The organism is Thermostichus sp. OS-CIW-26 (assembly GCF_054058395.1).
Genome location: NZ_JBSSAG010000003.1, coordinates 97,574 through 114,269, shown reverse-complemented (window position 1 = coordinate 114,269; position 16,696 = coordinate 97,574). Strand labels below are relative to the sequence as shown.

22 protein-coding genes and 1 tRNA gene are annotated in these 16,696 nt (G+C 56.0%); 13 read left to right on the top strand and 10 right to left on the bottom strand.

Annotation, left to right across the window (positions count from 1 at the left end):
- Positions 1 to 270 precede the first annotated feature (270 nt).
- From ACVW0C_RS02505 to grxD, 3 genes are all read right to left on the bottom strand, one after another.
- Positions 271 to 564 (bottom strand): phage holin family protein, encoded by a 294-nt coding sequence (locus ACVW0C_RS02505; RefSeq protein ID WP_457384224.1) that lies wholly within the window; start codon positions 562 to 564, stop codon positions 271 to 273.
- Positions 565 to 671: 107 nt separating this feature from the next.
- A complete protein-coding gene (locus ACVW0C_RS02500; RefSeq protein ID WP_414329320.1) occupies positions 672 to 962 on the bottom strand; it encodes a BolA family protein in 291 nt (96 codons plus the stop codon).
- Positions 963 to 991: 29 nt separating this feature from the next.
- Complete coding sequence (gene grxD / locus ACVW0C_RS02495) at positions 992 to 1,333, bottom strand: Grx4 family monothiol glutaredoxin (protein WP_457384223.1); 342 nt, start codon at positions 1,331 to 1,333, stop codon at positions 992 to 994.
- Between the two features lie 449 nt (positions 1,334 to 1,782).
- On the opposite strand from grxD, the gene arsB reads away from it, so the two are divergent.
- Together arsB and ACVW0C_RS02485 are read left to right on the top strand one after the other, a co-directional pair.
- A complete protein-coding gene (gene arsB, locus ACVW0C_RS02490) occupies positions 1,783 to 2,793 on the top strand; it encodes an ACR3 family arsenite efflux transporter (RefSeq protein ID WP_414407670.1) in 1,011 nt (336 codons plus the stop codon).
- Positions 2,794 to 3,210 (top strand): arsenate reductase ArsC, encoded by a 417-nt coding sequence (locus tag ACVW0C_RS02485; protein ID WP_011433934.1) that lies wholly within the window; start codon positions 2,794 to 2,796, stop codon positions 3,208 to 3,210.
- Between the two features lie 51 nt (positions 3,211 to 3,261).
- On the opposite strand, the gene ACVW0C_RS02480 is transcribed toward ACVW0C_RS02485, so the two are convergent.
- The 3 genes from ACVW0C_RS02480 to ACVW0C_RS02470 form a co-directional block, all read right to left on the bottom strand.
- A complete protein-coding gene (locus ACVW0C_RS02480; protein ID WP_414357574.1) occupies positions 3,262 to 4,158 on the bottom strand; it encodes a T9SS type A sorting domain-containing protein in 897 nt (298 codons plus the stop codon).
- A gap of 215 nt (positions 4,159 to 4,373) precedes the next feature.
- Positions 4,374 to 5,357 (bottom strand): tRNA lysidine(34) synthetase TilS, encoded by a 984-nt coding sequence (tilS, locus tag ACVW0C_RS02475; RefSeq protein ID WP_457384222.1) that lies wholly within the window; start codon positions 5,355 to 5,357, stop codon positions 4,374 to 4,376.
- Positions 5,358 to 5,410: 53 nt separating this feature from the next.
- Positions 5,411 to 6,580 carry an HrcA family transcriptional regulator gene (locus ACVW0C_RS02470; protein ID WP_011433937.1) on the bottom strand — a complete coding sequence of 390 codons (1,170 nt, stop codon included), beginning with the start codon at positions 6,578 to 6,580 and terminating at the stop codon, positions 5,411 to 5,413.
- Between the two features lie 427 nt (positions 6,581 to 7,007).
- Here ACVW0C_RS02470 and ACVW0C_RS02465 point away from each other — a divergent pair, with 427 nt between their 5' ends.
- The 3 genes from ACVW0C_RS02465 to ACVW0C_RS02455 all read left to right on the top strand — a co-directional run bounded on the left by ACVW0C_RS02465 (position 7,008) and on the right by ACVW0C_RS02455 (position 8,159).
- Positions 7,008 to 7,310 carry an urease subunit gamma gene (locus ACVW0C_RS02465; RefSeq protein ID WP_011433938.1) on the top strand — a complete coding sequence of 101 codons (303 nt, stop codon included), beginning with the start codon at positions 7,008 to 7,010 and terminating at the stop codon, positions 7,308 to 7,310.
- Positions 7,311 to 7,359: 49 nt separating this feature from the next.
- The gene (locus ACVW0C_RS02460) at positions 7,360 to 7,782 is read left to right on the top strand and encodes an urease subunit beta (protein WP_457384221.1); all 423 of its coding nucleotides are present in this window, start codon (positions 7,360 to 7,362) and stop codon (positions 7,780 to 7,782) included.
- 122 nt (positions 7,783 to 7,904) lie between these two features.
- Entirely contained in the window at positions 7,905 to 8,159 is a 255-nt protein-coding gene (locus ACVW0C_RS02455; protein ID WP_414357571.1) for a hypothetical protein, read from the top strand.
- A 207-nt stretch (positions 8,160 to 8,366) separates the two neighbouring features.
- On the opposite strand, the gene ACVW0C_RS02450 is transcribed toward ACVW0C_RS02455, so the two are convergent.
- Together ACVW0C_RS02450 and ACVW0C_RS02445 are read right to left on the bottom strand one after the other, a co-directional pair.
- A complete protein-coding gene (locus ACVW0C_RS02450; RefSeq protein WP_457384220.1) occupies positions 8,367 to 10,802 on the bottom strand; it encodes an endonuclease MutS2 in 2,436 nt (811 codons plus the stop codon).
- A gap of 7 nt (positions 10,803 to 10,809) precedes the next feature.
- Positions 10,810 to 10,980: a hypothetical protein gene (locus ACVW0C_RS02445; protein WP_414344414.1), complete on the bottom strand. Its 171-nt coding sequence runs from the start codon at positions 10,978 to 10,980 to the stop codon at positions 10,810 to 10,812.
- A 295-nt stretch (positions 10,981 to 11,275) separates the two neighbouring features.
- Between ACVW0C_RS02445 and ACVW0C_RS02440 the strand changes: the two genes are divergently transcribed.
- The 6 genes from ACVW0C_RS02440 to ACVW0C_RS02415 all read left to right on the top strand — a co-directional run bounded on the left by ACVW0C_RS02440 (position 11,276) and on the right by ACVW0C_RS02415 (position 14,575).
- Entirely contained in the window at positions 11,276 to 11,680 is a 405-nt protein-coding gene (locus ACVW0C_RS02440; protein ID WP_414344412.1) for an NIL domain-containing protein, read from the top strand.
- A gap of 108 nt (positions 11,681 to 11,788) precedes the next feature.
- Complete coding sequence (gene ndhL / locus ACVW0C_RS02435; protein ID WP_414331907.1) at positions 11,789 to 12,010, top strand: NAD(P)H-quinone oxidoreductase subunit L; 222 nt, start codon at positions 11,789 to 11,791, stop codon at positions 12,008 to 12,010.
- A 28-nt stretch (positions 12,011 to 12,038) separates the two neighbouring features.
- A complete protein-coding gene (locus tag ACVW0C_RS02430; protein WP_457384219.1) occupies positions 12,039 to 12,374 on the top strand; it encodes a DUF3007 family protein in 336 nt (111 codons plus the stop codon).
- Between the two features lie 182 nt (positions 12,375 to 12,556).
- A complete protein-coding gene (locus ACVW0C_RS02425) occupies positions 12,557 to 13,207 on the top strand; it encodes a response regulator (protein WP_457384218.1) in 651 nt (216 codons plus the stop codon).
- A 273-nt stretch (positions 13,208 to 13,480) separates the two neighbouring features.
- Positions 13,481 to 14,404: an NAD(+) kinase gene (locus ACVW0C_RS02420; protein ID WP_011433945.1), complete on the top strand. Its 924-nt coding sequence runs from the start codon at positions 13,481 to 13,483 to the stop codon at positions 14,402 to 14,404.
- Between the two features lie 90 nt (positions 14,405 to 14,494).
- Positions 14,495 to 14,575: transfer RNA gene (locus ACVW0C_RS02415), tRNA-Leu, on the top strand.
- 76 nt (positions 14,576 to 14,651) lie between these two features.
- Here ACVW0C_RS02415 and ACVW0C_RS02410 read toward each other — a convergent pair.
- On the bottom strand, positions 14,652 to 15,143 hold the full coding sequence (locus tag ACVW0C_RS02410) for a pentapeptide repeat-containing protein (protein ID WP_041436730.1): 492 nt from the start codon (positions 15,141 to 15,143) through the stop codon (positions 14,652 to 14,654).
- 167 nt (positions 15,144 to 15,310) lie between these two features.
- Positions 15,311 to 15,607, bottom strand: coding sequence for a hypothetical protein (locus tag ACVW0C_RS02405; protein ID WP_011433947.1), 297 nt, complete (start codon positions 15,605 to 15,607; stop codon positions 15,311 to 15,313).
- 117 nt (positions 15,608 to 15,724) lie between these two features.
- Here ACVW0C_RS02405 and ACVW0C_RS02400 point away from each other — a divergent pair, with 117 nt between their 5' ends.
- Positions 15,725 to 15,850: a hypothetical protein gene (locus ACVW0C_RS02400; RefSeq protein WP_457384217.1), complete on the top strand. Its 126-nt coding sequence runs from the start codon at positions 15,725 to 15,727 to the stop codon at positions 15,848 to 15,850.
- 22 nt (positions 15,851 to 15,872) lie between these two features.
- On the top strand, positions 15,873 to 16,601 hold the full coding sequence (lptB, locus tag ACVW0C_RS02395) for an LPS export ABC transporter ATP-binding protein (RefSeq protein WP_011433949.1): 729 nt from the start codon (positions 15,873 to 15,875) through the stop codon (positions 16,599 to 16,601).
- Positions 16,602 to 16,696: the final 95 nt, after the last annotated feature.

The window sequence follows — 16,696 nt, the reverse complement described above, 5'->3', positions numbered from 1 at the left end:
GATTTGCTAGGCTTAGATAAAGCAGCCACAGATCAAACGCCTGCTCCCAATATCCTGCTGATGTTAGCCATTGGCAGATCTTGTGCAGGCTATCTGTGGAGAATCCTATGGTTCTGCGGCAAAAACTTAGCGGGCAGGGCCAATGGAGTAAAGCTTATCGGGATCCCTTAAAGTTGGTTTTGGTTATCGTCGGGCTGAGTGTTGACGTTCCCCTAGCGTACCCCCTGCAATCTTGAACCAAACCCTGCCCTCTCACGGCTGGGGACGAAGTCAGTTCTGCACACCTTGCTCGAAAACCTGCTGAACCAAGCCACTGACGATGGAAAGTACAATCGCGCCGACGAACGCCCAACCGAAGTTATCGATATTGAAAGCGTTCCCGGCCAGCTTATCGGCAATGACCAAGCAGATGCCGTTCAAAATTAGCCAAAACAAGCCCAGGGTAAGAATTGTAATCGGCAGGGTGATCAGCCGGAGAATCGGCCTAACCAAACCATTGACCAGACCGATGGCCAGAGCCGCCACCAAAGCCCCGCCAAACCCGGAGACGTGGATCCCGGGCAAAAGCTAAGCCAGGATCATTACACTCAAGGCTGACATCAGCCAGGTGGCCAAAAGAGTTGCCATGCTCTCTCCTCTGCCCTGATGGGGCCGCGATTTTGCCCTCTATGCTAGCTGATCTCCTCAGGGATCCCTTGCGCAGAAACCTCTTCAGGGCTGTAAGTTTGCAGGGCCAAAGCATGAATGCTCCGCCCCATGTGTTCCGCCAGAGCGGCATACACCAGGCGATGTCGCTGTAGGGTCGTTTTGCCGACAAACGAAGGCGACACTACTTGAACTCGGTAGTGCCCTCCTGTCCCGCCCCCGTGGCCGATGTGAAGGTGGGACTCATCCTCCACCTGCACATGAAGAGCCTGCAGCTTCTCCATCAGGTGCTGCCGAAGGTAGTCGGGGGTAAGCATGGCAACCCCTCTGGATGAGATGGGATCCCTTAAGGTTGAGCCGTGGCCTTAGCAAAGGCTGCCTCGACCAGCGGACGCAGCTCGTTGCGGGCGTGCATCTCTTGGATGATGTCGCAACCGCCCACAAACTCCCCATCAATATAAATCTGCGGGATAGTAGGCCAGTTGGAAAACTCTTTAATCCCCTGGCGGATCTCAGGATCCTCGAGTACGTTAATCGCCGTGTAGGGGAAGCCCAAACTATCCAGCACACGAACGGCGGCATAGGAAAACCCACATTGGGGCATTTCCGGGGTGCCCTTCATGTAGATGAGCACCTTGTGGGTGCGGATTTGCTCACGGATTTTCTCTTCCAAAAGGGGATCCAGCATGGTGTTCAGCCACTATAGCGACAACAGTCGATAGGCAAACTGGCATCCTATCGAGATCTCATTTTCGTCTACTTTTAACATGCTCGACACTTTTCCCACGGTTGGGCCGAGAGATTCTCTCATAGACTCTGTTCTACGGACGCCACCAGCAAGCCCCATTGCCCAGGGCTGGCCCAAGCCCCCAACCTATCCAGGCAGCGACCCCAGGATCCATGTTAATTTCTACACCAACATGGTTAGCGACAGGGTCGGCGACAAACCTCAAACCCTGATTCTTCCCTTGACCCGGTCGATCCCGCTCTGGGCAAGGGTTTCAGGCCCCTCGGCGGAGAAAAACAAGGGGAAATTGCAGCCGAAAACAAGACCTCTGGGCAAGGGTTATAATGGGGGGGGTCGCTTCCCTTCGGGGAAGTGGAATTAATGGAAACGCTGTAATTAAATTTCAACCCATGAAGTTTTTTGAAAAATACCTTACCGTTTGGGTCTCGCTATGCATTGCTGCAGGCATTGGTCTTGGGAAAATACTGGGGAATTCTGTTTCGGTGCTTGAAAGCTGGCAGATATATACCATCAACATTCCGGTAGCGGTGTTGGTTTGGATGATGATCTACCCGATGATGGTACAGATTGATTTTTCATCGATAGGCGGTGTTTCAAAAAATTGGAAAGGGCTGGCGCTGACAGTTACTGTAAACTGGCTGATCAAACCTTTCACCATGGCATTATTTGGATGGATTTTCTTTAAAAATCTGTATGCTACCTGGATCACTCCGGAAGATGCAGACCAGTACCTGGCAGGCGCCATTCTGCTGGGTGCCGCACCCTGCACAGCCATGGTGTTTGTGTGGAGTTATTTGGTGAGAGGCGATGCCAATTATACGTTAATACAAGTTTCAGTCAACGATCTTATTCTGCCGGTTGCATTTGTACCCATTGTAAAATGGCTGCTGGGAGTAACCAACATACAGATACCGTATGAAGTACTGATTACTTCGGTGGTTGTTTTTGTTGTTATACCGCTAACTACGGGCTATCTGACCAATCGGATATTGCCTCAACGAAAAGGAAAGGATTGGTTTGAACAAAAATTTCTTCCGGCACTTCGTCCTGTTTCCATACTAGCATTGCTTTCAACCCTGGTTTTACTCTTTGCCTTTCAGGGCGAACACATACTGGATCATCCATACACCATTTTGTTGATAGCCATACCACTGACCATTCAAACCTACTTCATATTTTTTATAACCTGGCTGGGTGGAAAATTGCTCCGTTTATCACATCCGGTTTGTGCACCGGCTGCGATGATTGGTGCCAGTAATTTTTTTGAACTCGCAGTTGCCGTGGCCATATCACTTTTTGGTCTTAATTCAGGTGCGTCGTTAGCCACGGTGGTTGGTGTACTCATAGAAGTACCCATCATGTTATCGTTGGTAGCCATCGCTAACAGTTGGAGGTATTAAATGAAAAAAATCTTGGTTTTATGCACAGGTAATAGCTGCCGTAGTCAAATGGTACATGGTTATTTAGAAAATCTGTTACAAGGTAAAGCTCATATTTACAGTGCCGGTATTGAGATACATGGCGTAAATCCGAGAGCCATACAAATCATGAAAGAAGATGGAATTGATATCAGTCATCATACCAGCAACCATGTAAATGAATACTTAAACATACCCTTTGATTACATCATCACGGTATGTGATCATGCCAGAGAAAACTGTCCGTACATACCAGGTAATTCCATTCGCATACATCATAGTTTTTCTGATCCTGACAAAGCAACCGGAAGTGAAGAAGAAATTATGCATGCATTTCGTATGGTTCGAAATGAGATACGCACATTCTGCGAAGAATTTTCAAAGACTATCATTGCTTAATCCTAGTAAGAAAACACAAACAAAAAAGCCCCGTAACCGGGGCTTTCTGATTTATTTTACAACCATGATGCGTTGTGTTATCGCTTGTTTTCCGTCAGATATTCTAAGAAGATAAATTCCAGAAGACAATCCGTCTGTGATCAAAGTTATTTGCTGCTGAGATGGAGCAATGGTAAATTGCTGCAACACCTGACCCAGTGTTGTCATCAGTTCTCCTTTCAACGGTTCGGCAGAAGCCAATTGCAGAGCAATGGTAATCATATCAGTAGCCGGATTGGGATACACCAAAAAGTTGGAGGTATTCATCACTTCATCCAGCGAAGAACAGTTAAGTACTGTAACCGATGCAGTGGCAGTTGCTGTACATCCGTTAGTAGCTGTGGCTGTAACGGTATAGGTAGTAGTGGATGCAGGGCTTACATTGATGGAAGCAGTATTAGCACCTGTATTCCAAGTAAAACTATTACCACCAGAAGCAGTAAGATTTACAGAGCTTCCCTGACAAATAGTACCGCCACCACTTATAGTAGGTGTGGGCAAAGGATTCACCACAATACTGGCTGTTGCCGTGTTTGTTCCGTTTAAATTGCTAGCTGTTAATGTTACAGTATATGTCCCCGCTGAATTAAATGTTACAGTAGGACTGGCAGCCGTACTTGTTGAAGGAGTTCCGCCGGGGAAGGACCAGCTATAGGAAGTAGCATTGGTAGATGTATTGGTAAATGTAATACTTTGCCCTGCACAGATGTTAGTTGATGAAACATTAAAAGAAGCGCTTGGTGGTGTATTGGTTGCAGCACTAATGTTTATATCATCCAGATAAGTAACATTTCCCCATCCACTTCGCAATTGGAATCTGATTCTGGCGGCGGTTTGAGAAGCATACGGGCTTAAATCTATTGTCTTGGTTGCCCATTGTGATGGGGTAGGTACAAATGCAGTGGTCATATCAGGTGCTGTAGCCAATGGACTCGGGCCTGTATTATTACCATAAGATGCTAATCGTATCCAAGTATTGCCACAATCAGTGGTGATACTTACTATTAATGAATCAGTCGCTTCCCTTCGGGGAAGTGGAATTAATGGAAACTGGAAGGTGGAGAGGGGAGAGATGACGGATCGAGTGGTTGCTTCCCTTCGGGGAAGTGGAATTAATGGAAAAATTAATGGAAACAAACCAAGTGATCCCCTTTCACTTCCAGCCAGTGCCCACCTGGATAATCGGGGCTACGGCTGCCTCGGTCTGCTTTTAAGAGCTGGATCCCGGCTTCTACCTGTTCAAAGGTGGGGTGGTGGGGCAACACCAGGGACAAAAACTGGAACATTACCTGCCGCTGCAGAGCCAAGGGGGCAGCCCGCAAGGGATCCCGTCGCAGCCCTGGCAAAGCGGGCTCATACACCTGCTGCCATAGCTGAGCTGCTTGGGCTACCACTAGCTCATGTTCTGCTTGGAGCAGCGTGGCAGCCCGATTCAGGGCCGCTTCCAGTTGCGGATTAAAGTGCTGCTTCAAGTAGGGCATCACCTCCAGGCGGAGACGGTTGCGGCAATGGGCCAGATCTTGGTTGCTGCGATCCGGCCAAACTGGCAATTGGTGCTGCTGGCAAAATTGTTCGGTTTCCCAACGGTATAGACCCAGCAGGGGTCGCACCACCTGGGCAGAGGTGGGATCCCGGTCGTCCAGGCGACGCTGCCAATCTAGGCTGCTCAGCCCGGCGGCTCCTGTCCCTCGCAGCAAGTTCCATAAAAATGTCTCGGCCCGGTCGCTGGCCGTATGCCCCATCACCACGGCGCTGCAATCCCAGGTGCGGGCCCATTTCTCCAGTTGTTGGTAGCGCCAAGCCCTGGCCCCTGCTTCGTCTCGGCGGATGGGATCCGCAGTCTCAACGGCATGAGGCAGTCCCTGCTGCTGCAGCCACCCCTGCAAAAAGCGAGCACACTCCGTTTCATCTGCCGACCAGCGGTGATCGCAATGCAAAACGAAGAGCTGCCAGCCCCAGCGAGGCTGTAGATCCCGCAGGATTTGGAGCAGGCAAAAAGAATCTTGCCCGCCCGAAAAAGCCACCAGCAGCCGCTGGCCAGGGTGAAGAAGTTGCCGCTGCCGAATGGCGCACTGTACCCGCAGGTGGAGAGGAGAGAGCCTGGCCACAGCTTGTTATTGCTCAGGTGCAACCCAGACCCTGCCTGCCTTCATGGGATCCCTTAGGCAAGAGCTCGGGTCAGATGAGAGGCCACCGCCTGCACAGCAGCAATGCTGCGCTCGTAGGCCATTCGGGTCGGCCCCAGCAAGGTGACCGTGCCCAGAGGAGCCGAGCGACGGTGGTAAGTGGAGGCGATAACCGTGCAGTGGTGCAGAGACTCCAGTGGATTCTCGCTGCCAATGTAGATGATCACCGGGGTCTTGCGGGCAGACTGTCCTGACTCTTGATCCATCTCCGTTGAGCTCGGCAGAGGAGGCAGATACGCCAACTGCGGATCACCCCCATCGGCAAAATGGAGCCCAATCATCCCCTGAAGTTGCTTGGCTCCCTCCTCGATCAACTGCATCACTGCCTGCACCTGCCGGGCCTGGGAAAACTCCGGCTGACGCATCAACTCGGCCATACCGGCACTGAACACCTGCCCCAGAGAGGGCTGTAGACAGCGTTGCACCACCGAGCGCAGCAGTTGCTGGAGCCAATGGCCGTAGGTACGAAATTCTTCATCCAGTTTCAGCCAGCTCAGATCCTGCAACTCGGCAAAGGTTTTGCCCCGCAGCTTCAGGGTGAGAAAGTTGCTGAGCAATTGCAATTCATCTTCCAAATCCTCTCGGGAGTCGCTGGGCCAGTCGGGGGGGCTGACCAGAGCTGAATGGGTTTGATAGGAGTCGGTTACCACCAACACCATCACCCGCCCTGGCGCTACCGACACCAACTGCACATGATGAATGGCTACCACCGGCCCCTGAGGAGGAGTGATGAGAGCAATGCAACCGCTCAGATGGGCCAAAAGCTGGGCCACCCTTTGTAGGAGACTGTCCAAGTCATCTCCCAGCTCACGGCCAAGCTGATCCATCAACTGTTGCAGAGCGGGATGGGGATCCGGCTGAGGAGCATCGTGAGGGATCCCACCGCTGTTGGCAGAGGTCAACAAATCGTTGACATAAACCCGATAGCCAAAGTCGGAAGGAACCCGTCCGGCGGAGGTGTGAGGCTGAAACAGCAATCCCACCTGCTCAAGGGTGGCCAAGTCGTTGCGAATGGTGGCCGTGCTCACCCCAAAGTTATAGGACTGGGCCAAGGTTTTGGAACCGACAGGTTCAGCTGTAGCAATGTAGCTACGCACTGTCGCCCAGAGAATCTTCCGCTGGCGGGGAGTCAGTTCGAGTTTCATAGCCGATCAAAAGAACCCAGTCAACGCCTATCAAAGGAAACTGTTAATACAGAGCCGGTAAATTGCTCCAGGATAAACCAACTCAGAGCTGAGATAGGAATCCAGACAGACTTTTACATCTTCTAATCTATATGCATCTATTGTTACTCTTTATATAGCGGGTTGCCTAGGAAGGAAGTTGCAAAACCCGATGTCGGAAGAGGTTAAGACTGCTGCTTGTGCAGGAGAGAGTGAAATCTCTTGTAGCCTGGGCTCCCCTTTTTTGCCCAGAGGTGGTAGAAGATGAACTACGGCTAGCCACCTTGTTGCGTAGCAACAGTCCGCTGCGCCAAGAGTGGGGATTTCTGCGCATGAGTTCGGTCAACTCTAGGCCAACTGGGCCTGCTGCTGTCCCCCCTGTATCCTTTTGTATCTTTGAGGTTGTCCCGTGTACTTATCCCCCCAGGAGAAAGACAAGTTGTTGATCTACCTGGCTGCCCAGTTGGCTCGGGATCGGCGGCAGCGGGGCCTCAAACTCAATTACCCTGAGGCGGTGGCCTACTTGAGCGCAGCAGTCTTGGAAGGGGCGCGGGAGGGGAAAACAGTCGCCCAACTGATGAGCGAGGGGCTGACGTGGCTGACCCGCGAGGACGTAATGCCCGGGATCCCAGAGATGATCCCGGAAATTCAAGTGGAGGCTACTTTCCCCGACGGAACCAAGCTGGTTACCCTACACCACCCCATTCGCTAGGGATCCCCCAGATGCTCCAAAGACCCAGAGACTTCAGGAGGTCGTCCCCATGGCTCGCCAATCCAGAACCAACCCTGCTGCCAACGCGGAGCCGGCCCTGATCCCAGGGGAACTGTTGCTGGCAGAGGATCCCATCCAAGCCAACGTCGGACGGGCCACCGTGACCCTGGAGGTTACCAACCGAGGGGATCGGCCCATTCAGGTGGGATCCCATTTTCACTTTTTTGAGGTGAACCGAGCCCTGGTTTTCGATCGCGCCGCCAGCTTTGGCATGCGCCTCAACATTCCTTCCGGCAATGCGGTGCGTTTTGAGCCAGGCCAAACCCATCGGGTGACGCTGGTGGCTTTGGGGGGCAAGGGGTTGGTGCATGGCTTCAATCGGCTCACGGAGGGTACGGTACGCTCTGCTGCCCAGAAGCGGCTGGCTCTGGCCCGATTGCAGGAGTGGCTGGGTGAAGCAGCCCATCCGTAGGGGGAATATGCCCCCCTCAAGTGTGCAGCTTTGGGCAGCGGTGTCAAGGCTCAACCCCATCCCCGTCTCTGCTCAGATTCAGGACAGTAGGGCTATCCTATTTCTCCTCTAGGAGCTGACAGATGTCAGAACGCGAGACTATCTTGTGGATGTGGGTGCAAGGCTTGGGGCTAAATCTTTCTGGGTTGGCGCTGTTGGCAGCAGCAGGCACCGCCTTTGGGCCTCTCAGTTGGACAGGTGCGACGGTGGCGGTGATGTTGAAGCTCATTGGAGATGGCCAACTGCTGCGGAGCTACTGGCTCTGGCGAAGCCGGCGACAACAGAGGGGATCCCAGCCCGTCAGCTCGGCAGCGGCAGTGCTCCAGAGTCAAGCTTGAGACATTGCCCGGCACTTGTCCGGTCTCCGACCCAATAAAGCCAACTTAACCCTCCCTAGTCTCTCTTCCGAAGGGGGGAGGGAAGCTTGAGCTCACGGCTGTCTGGAGATGATAGCCCTCGGAAACCCTGTGGATCCTTGGGGCCCGGAGCTTTATCTCGGCTTTGGATCTGATCTGGATCTGAGTCCCCTCCGGCACCGGTAAGCCTCATTGCAGGTGAGCCACGGTCACTCCAGTACCGCCGTCTTCGGGATCAGCGGCTGAAAAACGCTGAACGCGGGGGTGATTTTGCAAGTAAGCTTGTACGCCGGCCCGCAAGCGCCCTGTGCCGTGGCCGTGGATGATCCAAACCGGGCCGGGAGGAGCTTGGGCAAAGTGCTGTTCCAGAATGGCCTCAGCATCAGCAACGGTTTTCCCCCTCAGATCGAGGGTGTTCTGGCTGGTGCGCAGGTTCAGGGGAGCGGTGGCTGCAGGGGAGGGAGGTGGGGCTTTGGGGCGTTGGCGTTGCTTAGCCTGGTGTTCATCGATGGGATCCAACTGCCCCCGTGGCACTGTGAATTTGAGGATGCCGCTGCGCACCACATACACATCCCCTTCGATGGCGATCACTTCCCCCGTCTGACCCAAGCCTCTCAGCCGCACCCGATCTCCCACCTCTGGCACAAACTCCATATCCACGGGCGGCGGTGGGGGAGAGTAGCGCTGCTGGATTTGCGCCAGCTCGGCAGTAATGCGTTGGGGATCCTCTCCCTGCTGCAATCTGCGGATGGCGGCAGCCACTTCCTGACGGGCAGCAGCCAACAGGGCTTGCAGTTCTTGGTTTTGCTTCTGCTCCAGTTGAGCTTCTCGCTCGGCGATTTGGCGGCTACGCTGTTGCATTTGTTGATGTAGGCTCTCCAGCTCTCGATGCAGGGATCCCACCTGGGCCGCCCGCTCTTCCAATTGAGCCCGCTGCGCTTCCAGGCCGGCAATGACCCTATCCACCTGGCTTTCCCCTTGCAGGTGCCGCTGGGCCCGCCGCAGAATCTCTGGATCCAACTGCAGCCGTTGGGCAATGGCCAAGGCGTTGGAGCGGCCTGGGATCCCCCACAAGAGGCGATAGGTGGGGGCCAGGGTGACCTCGTCGAACTCCACTGAGGCATTTTCAAAGCCGGGATGTTGGTATTTCAGGGCCTTTAGCTCGCCGTAGTGGGTGGTAGCCAGGGTGAGCAGTGCCCTTTCCGAGAGGTACTCCAATAGCCCAGCCGCCAGGGCAGCTCCTTCGGTGGGATCCGTGCCCGCCCCCACCTCATCCAACAGGACAAGGGCCGGCTCTGGAGTGGACTGCAGGGCCTGTACCATGCGGCTGATGCGGCGGATGTGCCCTGAAAAGGTGGAGAGATTTTGTTGCAGCGATTGTTCGTCCCCAATGTCGGCGTAAACCCCGTCGAACCAAGGCAGTTGGGGCGGATCTTGAGCCGGCAGGAAGATCCCCGCCTTGGCCATGAGCACCAGCAGGCCCAGGGTTTTCAGGGCAACGGTTTTGCCGCCGGTGTTGGGGCCGGTGATGACTACGACCCGAATCGAGTCCGAGAGGGTGAAGTCGATAGGGACAACAGCAGAGCCTTGACCCTCCGAAGGGGCAGCGGCGCGAGATTGCCAGAGCAGCAGAGGGTGCTTGGCCTGACGCAGGCGCAATCCTGCCGAGACAAACTGGGGACGATTGCCCTCCAGCCAGAGGCTGTAGCGACCCCGAGCCAGAGCCACATCCAACCCCACCATCACCCCCTGCAAATGCTCCAGATCGGTGGCCACGGCTGCCACCTGAGCCGAGAGCGCGGCCAAGATCCGCTCTTCCTCCGCCTGAATCTGAGCTTGGGTTTCTCGCCAGCGGTTGCCCAGTTCCACCACAGCGTAGGGCTCCACATAGAGGGTGGCTCCACTGGCAGAGCTGTCGTGCACAAGGCCGCGGATGAGATCCCGATGGGTGGCCTTCACCATCAGGACAAACCGCCCCTGCCGCTGGCCAATCAGGGTATCCTGCAGCGCCTGGGGATACTGGCTCATCAATTGTTGCAGCTGCTCTTGGATCTGGCTGCGTTGCCGCCGCTGCTGCTGGCGCAGATCCGCAAGGGTAGGGCTGGCGCTGTCCCGCACCTCACCATGCTCCTCCAGGCAGCGGAAGATCTCCTGCTCCAGCTCCGGGTAGGTGCGCAGGTTGCTCACCCAGGCCTGCAGGTGGGGCAGATGGTCATGATCATCGATCAGGCGGCGGATGCGGCGGGCTGCCCCCAGAGTTGTAGCGATCTGCACCAGCTCTTCCCCGCTCAGGATCCCCCCCCGTTCAGCCCGTTCCAAAGCCGGCAGCAGGTTGTGGATCCCTGCCATAGAAAGTCCCCCGGCCTGTGTGCGATCGAGGCGGATCGCCTCTTCCGTCTGCTCAAGGTAGGCTTCGCTGTCGGCGCGGCTCTGCCAGGGATCCAGCTCCAAGCAGGCACGGCGGCCCAAGGGTGTGGCCGCAAAGGTGGCCAAGTGCTGACAAAGGCGGGGCCACTCCAGCAATTCCAAGGTTTCTTGCCGTTCGCCTTGGCAGGCCGTAGGCCCTGGGGAGGGATCGGGCTTGGAGAAGACTGGCAGCGGGTGCAAGGTGGGGACGGTGGGCATTAACCATTCAGTGATGCAAGGAACCCTGGAGACGCAGTTGCTTCATCTCTTGCAAAAACTGCTGTTGATACTTGAGGAAGGCAGTGTGCCACTCGCGGAAGCGACGTTCGCCATCCCGCACCAGCATCTGGCGGTACTGCTCTGAGTTGAGACGGGGCTGAGCAAAAGATGGGTTCATAGGGATCGGGGACGCTCTCCATCCTATTGTGGCAGGCTCTGGGTCGGCTTCCACAGATGGCTTTTGGTGAGAGGGGCACGCTGATAATGGCGCCGTTGTCTCACGCGCTGCCTCTGGTGATCTTCCCAAGAAGCTGAGCTCACCGAAAAACTGGGTTCAAAGCCCTGCCCTACCGCTGTGGGGTTCGCCTTGGGTGTCCTGTGGAGGGTGGAAGTGAGCTGCATTCACGGCCAAACTGAACCTCACAAGCCTGCCATACTGAAGGAAGTTGCTGCACTCAAAACACTCAAGATCCGTGCGCAAACGAGTTACCCTCATTTTCCCCCGCCATTTGGTGAATGTGCCTCTCACCTATCGGTTGGCCAAAGACTTCGATGTGGCTGCCAATATCGTGCGCGCCAGGGTAGCCCCCAACGAAGTGGGTACTTTGGTGGTGGAGCTGTCGGGGGATATCGACCAGGTGGAAGCAGGATTGGAATGGGTACAGTCTTTGGGCATTGAGGTGACTGAACGGGCCAAGGAAATTCAAATCGACCCAGACTTGTGCGTGGACTGTGGATTGTGTACGGGAGTTTGCCCAACCGAGGCCCTGAAGATTTCTGCTCCCAGCTGGAAGCTGGAGTTCTCTCGCAACCGCTGTGTCATGTGCGAACAGTGTGTTGCCACCTGCCCCGTTGGGGCGATCAGCACCAGCTTGTAGTCAGTTTGTGGTCAGTTGGCTGAGTTACGAACTCCCCCAAGCTGACAAATCCCTTTACAATCCTGTTAGATTTGTTGGACATAGGTCTAGCTGCGGAGCGCACTCGACATGGCTTCTACTACATCGTTGATTGGGTTAACTTATGCCGGTTTGGCTGTTCTCTATCTGCTGGTGCTGCCTCTGTTGTCTCTGCTGTACGTGGACAAACGCTGGACTTCAGGCAGTGCTTGGGAAAAGGTGCTGATGTTTTTCTTGGTCTTGTTTTTCTTTCCCGGCATGGTGCTCTTGGCTCCCTTCATGACGTTTCGGCCCAAGCCCCGGTCGCTGTAAGGTCAGCCGTTTGTCGGTTCACTGAGCCATGCGCAGATTGGACGTTCTTGGCATAGGCTTGGCCCTGCTGCTGGGGGGAGGGATCCTCTACGGCCTGCTGCTTTGGGCGGGCTTGGATACGGGGGCTGCGCAGCAGATATCGAGCGTGGTGCTCCTGCTGGCTTGCTTGGGGTGGACTTTTGGCTACCTGAGGCGGGTGCTGCGGGGGGAAATGACCCTGAAGGCTCAGTGGGCCAGCTTTGAGACCCAGCAACTTCAAGAGAAACTCCACTCGCTGTCTCCGGAAGAGTTGCAGGCCCTGCAAGCTGAATTGGAAAGCGAGAAAGAAGGGATCCCGGATTGGGTTGAGCAGGAGAAACATTGAGGCCATTGGACAGGCCGCACCCAGAAATGGGCTGTCGGCTGCTGGGGATCCAGGTTTAAGGGTATGGAGCGTCGGGCTTAAACCGCAACACTTGTATATCTGTATATCCGGTTACCATTTGCTTCCCCTAAGAATGCTACATTACGCCCCGCACAAGATTCTGGCGTACGACGGATTATTAAGTGGTGCAAGCCTTTGCCTTTCCTTCTACTCGCATATCTCCATCTACGGTGAGCAAAACCATACTGCTAGCTCAGGGCCAGCCCTTGCAATCTCATCTCTGGCAGTTGGGGCTGGAGTCTCAGGGGCACTCTGTGGTGCCGATTTCCCCACGTGAAGATCTGCTAGAGGCGGCAACAAGCCAGCCGCTGGATCTGATGGTGGTGGACATGACGACGGGGCTGTTTAACCCCTATGCCTTTTGTCGAGAGTGTCAAAGCAAGCTGCCCAACATCCCTGTGATCCTGACTCATCACCCCCGTCGCCACATCGAGCCCGCAGAGCGGCGCTGGGCAATTTATCAGGGGGCAGCAGATGTGATCCCTGGCTTGGCGGAGGCCGGCGATATTCTCCACTCCCTCGAACGGATTTACGAGGCTGCCAGGTGGTTTTTGCCTATTGACACGGAGGCGCTCCACAGGGCTCTGAAGCAAGCGGGCTTATGGCCGGCGGAGGTCAGCCGTACATCTTCTTCCACCCCTCCCCCGCAGCCGAGCGCCCACTCTCCCACCGCCCCTCCACAACCCATCACCGCGGAAGGGGATCCAGGGCAAAAAGACTTGACCCCGCAGGTGAAGTACCGACTGATGTACCGGGGTCGCCCTGTCGATTGAGGTACTCGTTCCAACCTGCCGTCACTCGTTTTTCCTCATAGCTTCTCGTAGCTTCTTGCCCTGCCAGGGTTGAGCTGCCGATTGGCAACGAGCAGGATGCAATCGCTGCAGCCCCGGGCAGCAGGGTATGGCCTCGCCGTGCAAGCTACCCGTCTTGTTCAGCGTCAATGTATCAGCGAAGTCTGCTGGCAGAAATTGTGGAATGGATCACCTGGCCAGCAGAGGGGCCTGCAGAACTGATAGAGTTTTGGCACCTCTGCCTTCCCGTTGCCCATGACCAAGCCCAAAGCCGGGATCCTCTACAACGACGCCAAACCCGCCGCCAAACGCAGCAGCGAAACCCTAGCCCGCTGGTTTCAGGAGCAGGGCTGGGAAGTCTGTGTGGCCCCCAACTGGGGCGGTATCCTCGGTTATGCCAAGCCCGACAGCCCCATCTGCCTGACCAAAGTAGATAGCCTGGCCCCGGCTGGATTTGATCAAACCATGAAGTTTGCGGTGGTGTTGGGGGGAGATGGCACCGTCTTGGCAGCAGCACGGCAACTGGCCCCCAAAGGGATCCCCTTGTTGGCGGTGAATACGGGCCATCTGGGCTTTCTGACGGAGACCTACCTTCCTCACCTAGAAGAGGCAGCCAGTGCCGCCATTGCCGGGGAATACACCCTGGATCGCCGCAGCATGTTGCTGGTGCAAGCCTACCGAGGGCAAGAATTGCGCTGGGAGGTCTTGAGCTTAAACGAGATGGTGTTGCACCGCGAGCCTTTGACCAGCATGTGCCACTTCGAGATCACCATCGGGGATCACTCACCTCTGGATGTGGCTGCCGACGGAGTCATCTTGGCTACTCCCACCGGCTCGACGGCCTATGCCCTCTCGGCGGGTGGGCCGGTGATCACACCGGGGGTGCCGGTTTTGCAGCTGATTCCCATCTGCCCCCATTCCATGGCGTCGCGGGCCTTGGTCTTCCCCGATTCGGAGGAAGTATGGATTAGCCCCGTTACCCCTCAGCCACTGGTTTTGGTGGTAGATGGAAATGCCGGCTGCTACATCATGCCGGAAGACCAGATTCGGGTGGTACGTGCCCCCTATTGGACAGATTTGATGCGCCTGCGCCGACCGGAATTTTTCCGGGTTATGCGAGAGAAGTTGGGGTGGGGACTGCCCCACGCTTCCAAGCCCACGTCGGTGGAGTTGCCTTAACTTTGCCGAGGCAGGACAAGCCGTAGCTGCAAAATGGCCAATGCCCTTAACAACTCCACCCCTCTGTCGCTATGATGGTTAGGCTCGGAAGCGGATGTGGCGGAATTGGTATACGCGCACGTTTGAGGGGCGTGTGGCTTTGCCTTGCGAGTTCGAGTCTCGCCATCCGCATTACGCAATTAGTACGCGTTATTCATTAGTCCCTCTCCCAGAGAGGGAGAGGGGAAGCTGGCTTCGGCCTTTGGCACTATTCCCGAACGGCACCCTGCAGGCGTGCGCCCCAGGTGCGAGCAAAGCGCAGGTCAGCCCCAACCAGGTTGGCGTCGCGTAGATCGGCCCCCCGCAAGTCGGCGCCGTACAGGGATGCAGAAGAGAGATCGGCCCCCCGCAGGTTGGCCCCCCGCAAGTCTGCCCCCTCCAGGTAAGCGCCACTCAGGTTGGCTCCCCCCAATTGAGCTCGCCGCAAATTGGCCCCCACCAGGTAAGACTGGCTGAGATCGGCGCCCGTCAAGATGGTGCGCTCCAGATTGGCCTCGATGAGATCGGAACCGCTGAAATTGGCCTCCGCCAAATCCAGATTGCTCAGCTCAATGGATCCCAGGCGGCAGTTGGGACAGGTGCGGGAAGCCATGAGGTAGCGCATAAAACAAGAGTTGTAGGTTGTGGCTGCGGCAGAGGAAGCCAAGGCTGCCGTGGCCAGTAGTGCCCAAATGGCGGGAACTTTGAGATTGAGGTTCATGGTTACCAAGCCTCACAATTTTGAAGGTTTACGTGAAGGGACACAGCAGAGGGGGATGGTTCTGCGCTGGTCACATGATAGTGGCATCTTCTGGCTTCGGCCACTCCGCAGGTCTGTCTGGCCCACCTGATAGCAGGCTCTCTCAGGGCGGGATGACGTTTGGAGTCCTATCGTCCCGAAGCTGCCGGGCCGTTGCCAACACTGGGAAGGGGTGGATCTTTGAGCAGCGGCTGCACCCAATGCCAAGACAGTTGCCCCAACCCCACCAAAACCCCGAGTATTGCCGAGGAAGTCAGGACGCGATCCCAGCGGATTTCCCGCCAGCCGGCAGGGCTGGTTGTTGGCCTTCTTGGGTTGAGTTTCTCGGCAACAGGAAGCGGGCGATGGCGCAAAAAGTGCCCACAGCGACGACAGCGATAATCGGAGTTGGAGTTGAGCCAGTAGCAAGCTGGGCAGCGAAGCATGGGAAGGCCAGGGATCCCCTAGTGAAATGATCCCATTTTGAGGGGGGCGAGCAGTTGCCGTGAGCTATATGAGAACCCCATTAAGGATCCCTCCGGTTGGCTTGAGAGGGATCCACTTTGCCTACACTCCCCTGGATTGTGGGCGGGGTTTGGGGCATCTTTGAGGAAGTAGCCTATGCGCTGCGGCAGCCGGGATCCCTGTCGGTTGGAGAGAATCAGCCCTACAGAATCAGTAAGCATTGATCAGCAGCCCTGTGCCGGCCCTATGCAGATCTACTTAGAAAACATCTGTAAGCGCTATGGCCGCCGTGAGGTGGTGAGCGACGTTAGCCTGAACATTCAGCAGGGGGAAATCGTGGGGCTCCTGGGCCCCAATGGGGCGGGGAAAACCACCACGTTCTACATTATGACCGGCCTGATCCAGCCGAACCGAGGCCATGTCTGGTTGGATGACCAAGACATCACCCACCTGCCCATGCATCGCCGGGCCCAATTGGGGATCGGCTACCTGGCCCAGGAGCCGAGTATTTTTCGTCGCCTCAGCATCCAAGACAACCTGCTGCTGATCATGGAGCAAACGGGGGTGCCTCGCCGCCTCTGGCAGCAGCGGCTCAACCAACTGCTGGAGGAGTTTCGCATCGCCCACGTGGCCCACAGCCTGGGCCTGCAGGTATCGGGGGGGGAGCGTCGCCGAGCGGAGATCGCCCGTGCCTTGGCCGCTGGGATCCACGGGCCGAAATTTCTGCTGCTGGATGAGCCCTTTGCGGGGGTGGATCCCATCGCGGTGGCGGATATTCAGGAGGTGGTGGCCAAGCTCAAGCAACGGGGCATCGGTGTTTTGATTACTGACCACAACGTGCGGGAGACGCTGGAGATCACCGACCGGGCCTATATCCTCAACGACGGGGCCATTTTGGCCAAGGGCACGGCGGCGGAGCTGGCGGCGGATCCCTTGGTGCGCAAGTATTACCTGGGGGAGAAGTTCCGTCTCTAGGGCAGCTCCAGGTCACCTCCAGGAGCGTGACTCTAGTCAATGATATACTGGACTATACTGAAAATAATGTACAGTATGTTCAGTATGGCTGCTTG

What these genes read in the sequence shown, in the direction of transcription:
- ACVW0C_RS02410 (WP_041436730.1), bottom strand. Translation starts at nt 15,143, where the DNA reads ATGAACCTCAATCTCAAAGTTCCCGCCATTTGGGCACTACTGGCCACG.
- ACVW0C_RS02500 (WP_414329320.1), bottom strand. Translation starts at nt 962, where the DNA reads ATGCTTACCCCCGACTACCTTCGGCAGCACCTGATGGAGAAGCTGCAG.
- arsB (WP_414407670.1), top strand. Translation starts at nt 1,783, where the DNA reads ATGAAGTTTTTTGAAAAATACCTTACCGTTTGGGTCTCGCTATGCATT.
- ndhL (WP_414331907.1), top strand. Translation starts at nt 11,789, where the DNA reads ATGGCTTCTACTACATCGTTGATTGGGTTAACTTATGCCGGTTTGGCT.
- ACVW0C_RS02420 (WP_011433945.1), top strand. Translation starts at nt 13,481, where the DNA reads ATGACCAAGCCCAAAGCCGGGATCCTCTACAACGACGCCAAACCCGCC.
- ACVW0C_RS02485 (WP_011433934.1), top strand. Translation starts at nt 2,794, where the DNA reads ATGAAAAAAATCTTGGTTTTATGCACAGGTAATAGCTGCCGTAGTCAA.
- ACVW0C_RS02405 (WP_011433947.1), bottom strand. Translation starts at nt 15,607, where the DNA reads ATGCTTCGCTGCCCAGCTTGCTACTGGCTCAACTCCAACTCCGATTAT.
- ACVW0C_RS02470 (WP_011433937.1), bottom strand. Translation starts at nt 6,580, where the DNA reads ATGAAACTCGAACTGACTCCCCGCCAGCGGAAGATTCTCTGGGCGACA.
- ACVW0C_RS02455 (WP_414357571.1), top strand. Translation starts at nt 7,905, where the DNA reads ATGTCAGAACGCGAGACTATCTTGTGGATGTGGGTGCAAGGCTTGGGG.
- ACVW0C_RS02430 (WP_457384219.1), top strand. Translation starts at nt 12,039, where the DNA reads ATGCGCAGATTGGACGTTCTTGGCATAGGCTTGGCCCTGCTGCTGGGG.
- lptB (WP_011433949.1), top strand. Translation starts at nt 15,873, where the DNA reads ATGCAGATCTACTTAGAAAACATCTGTAAGCGCTATGGCCGCCGTGAG.
- ACVW0C_RS02445 (WP_414344414.1), bottom strand. Translation starts at nt 10,980, where the DNA reads ATGAACCCATCTTTTGCTCAGCCCCGTCTCAACTCAGAGCAGTACCGC.
- ACVW0C_RS02450 (WP_457384220.1), bottom strand. Translation starts at nt 10,802, where the DNA reads ATGCCCACCGTCCCCACCTTGCACCCGCTGCCAGTCTTCTCCAAGCCC.
- ACVW0C_RS02460 (WP_457384221.1), top strand. Translation starts at nt 7,360, where the DNA reads ATGGCTCGCCAATCCAGAACCAACCCTGCTGCCAACGCGGAGCCGGCC.
- ACVW0C_RS02480 (WP_414357574.1), bottom strand. Translation starts at nt 4,158, where the DNA reads ATGACCACTGCATTTGTACCTACCCCATCACAATGGGCAACCAAGACA.
- grxD (WP_457384223.1), bottom strand. Translation starts at nt 1,333, where the DNA reads ATGCTGGATCCCCTTTTGGAAGAGAAAATCCGTGAGCAAATCCGCACC.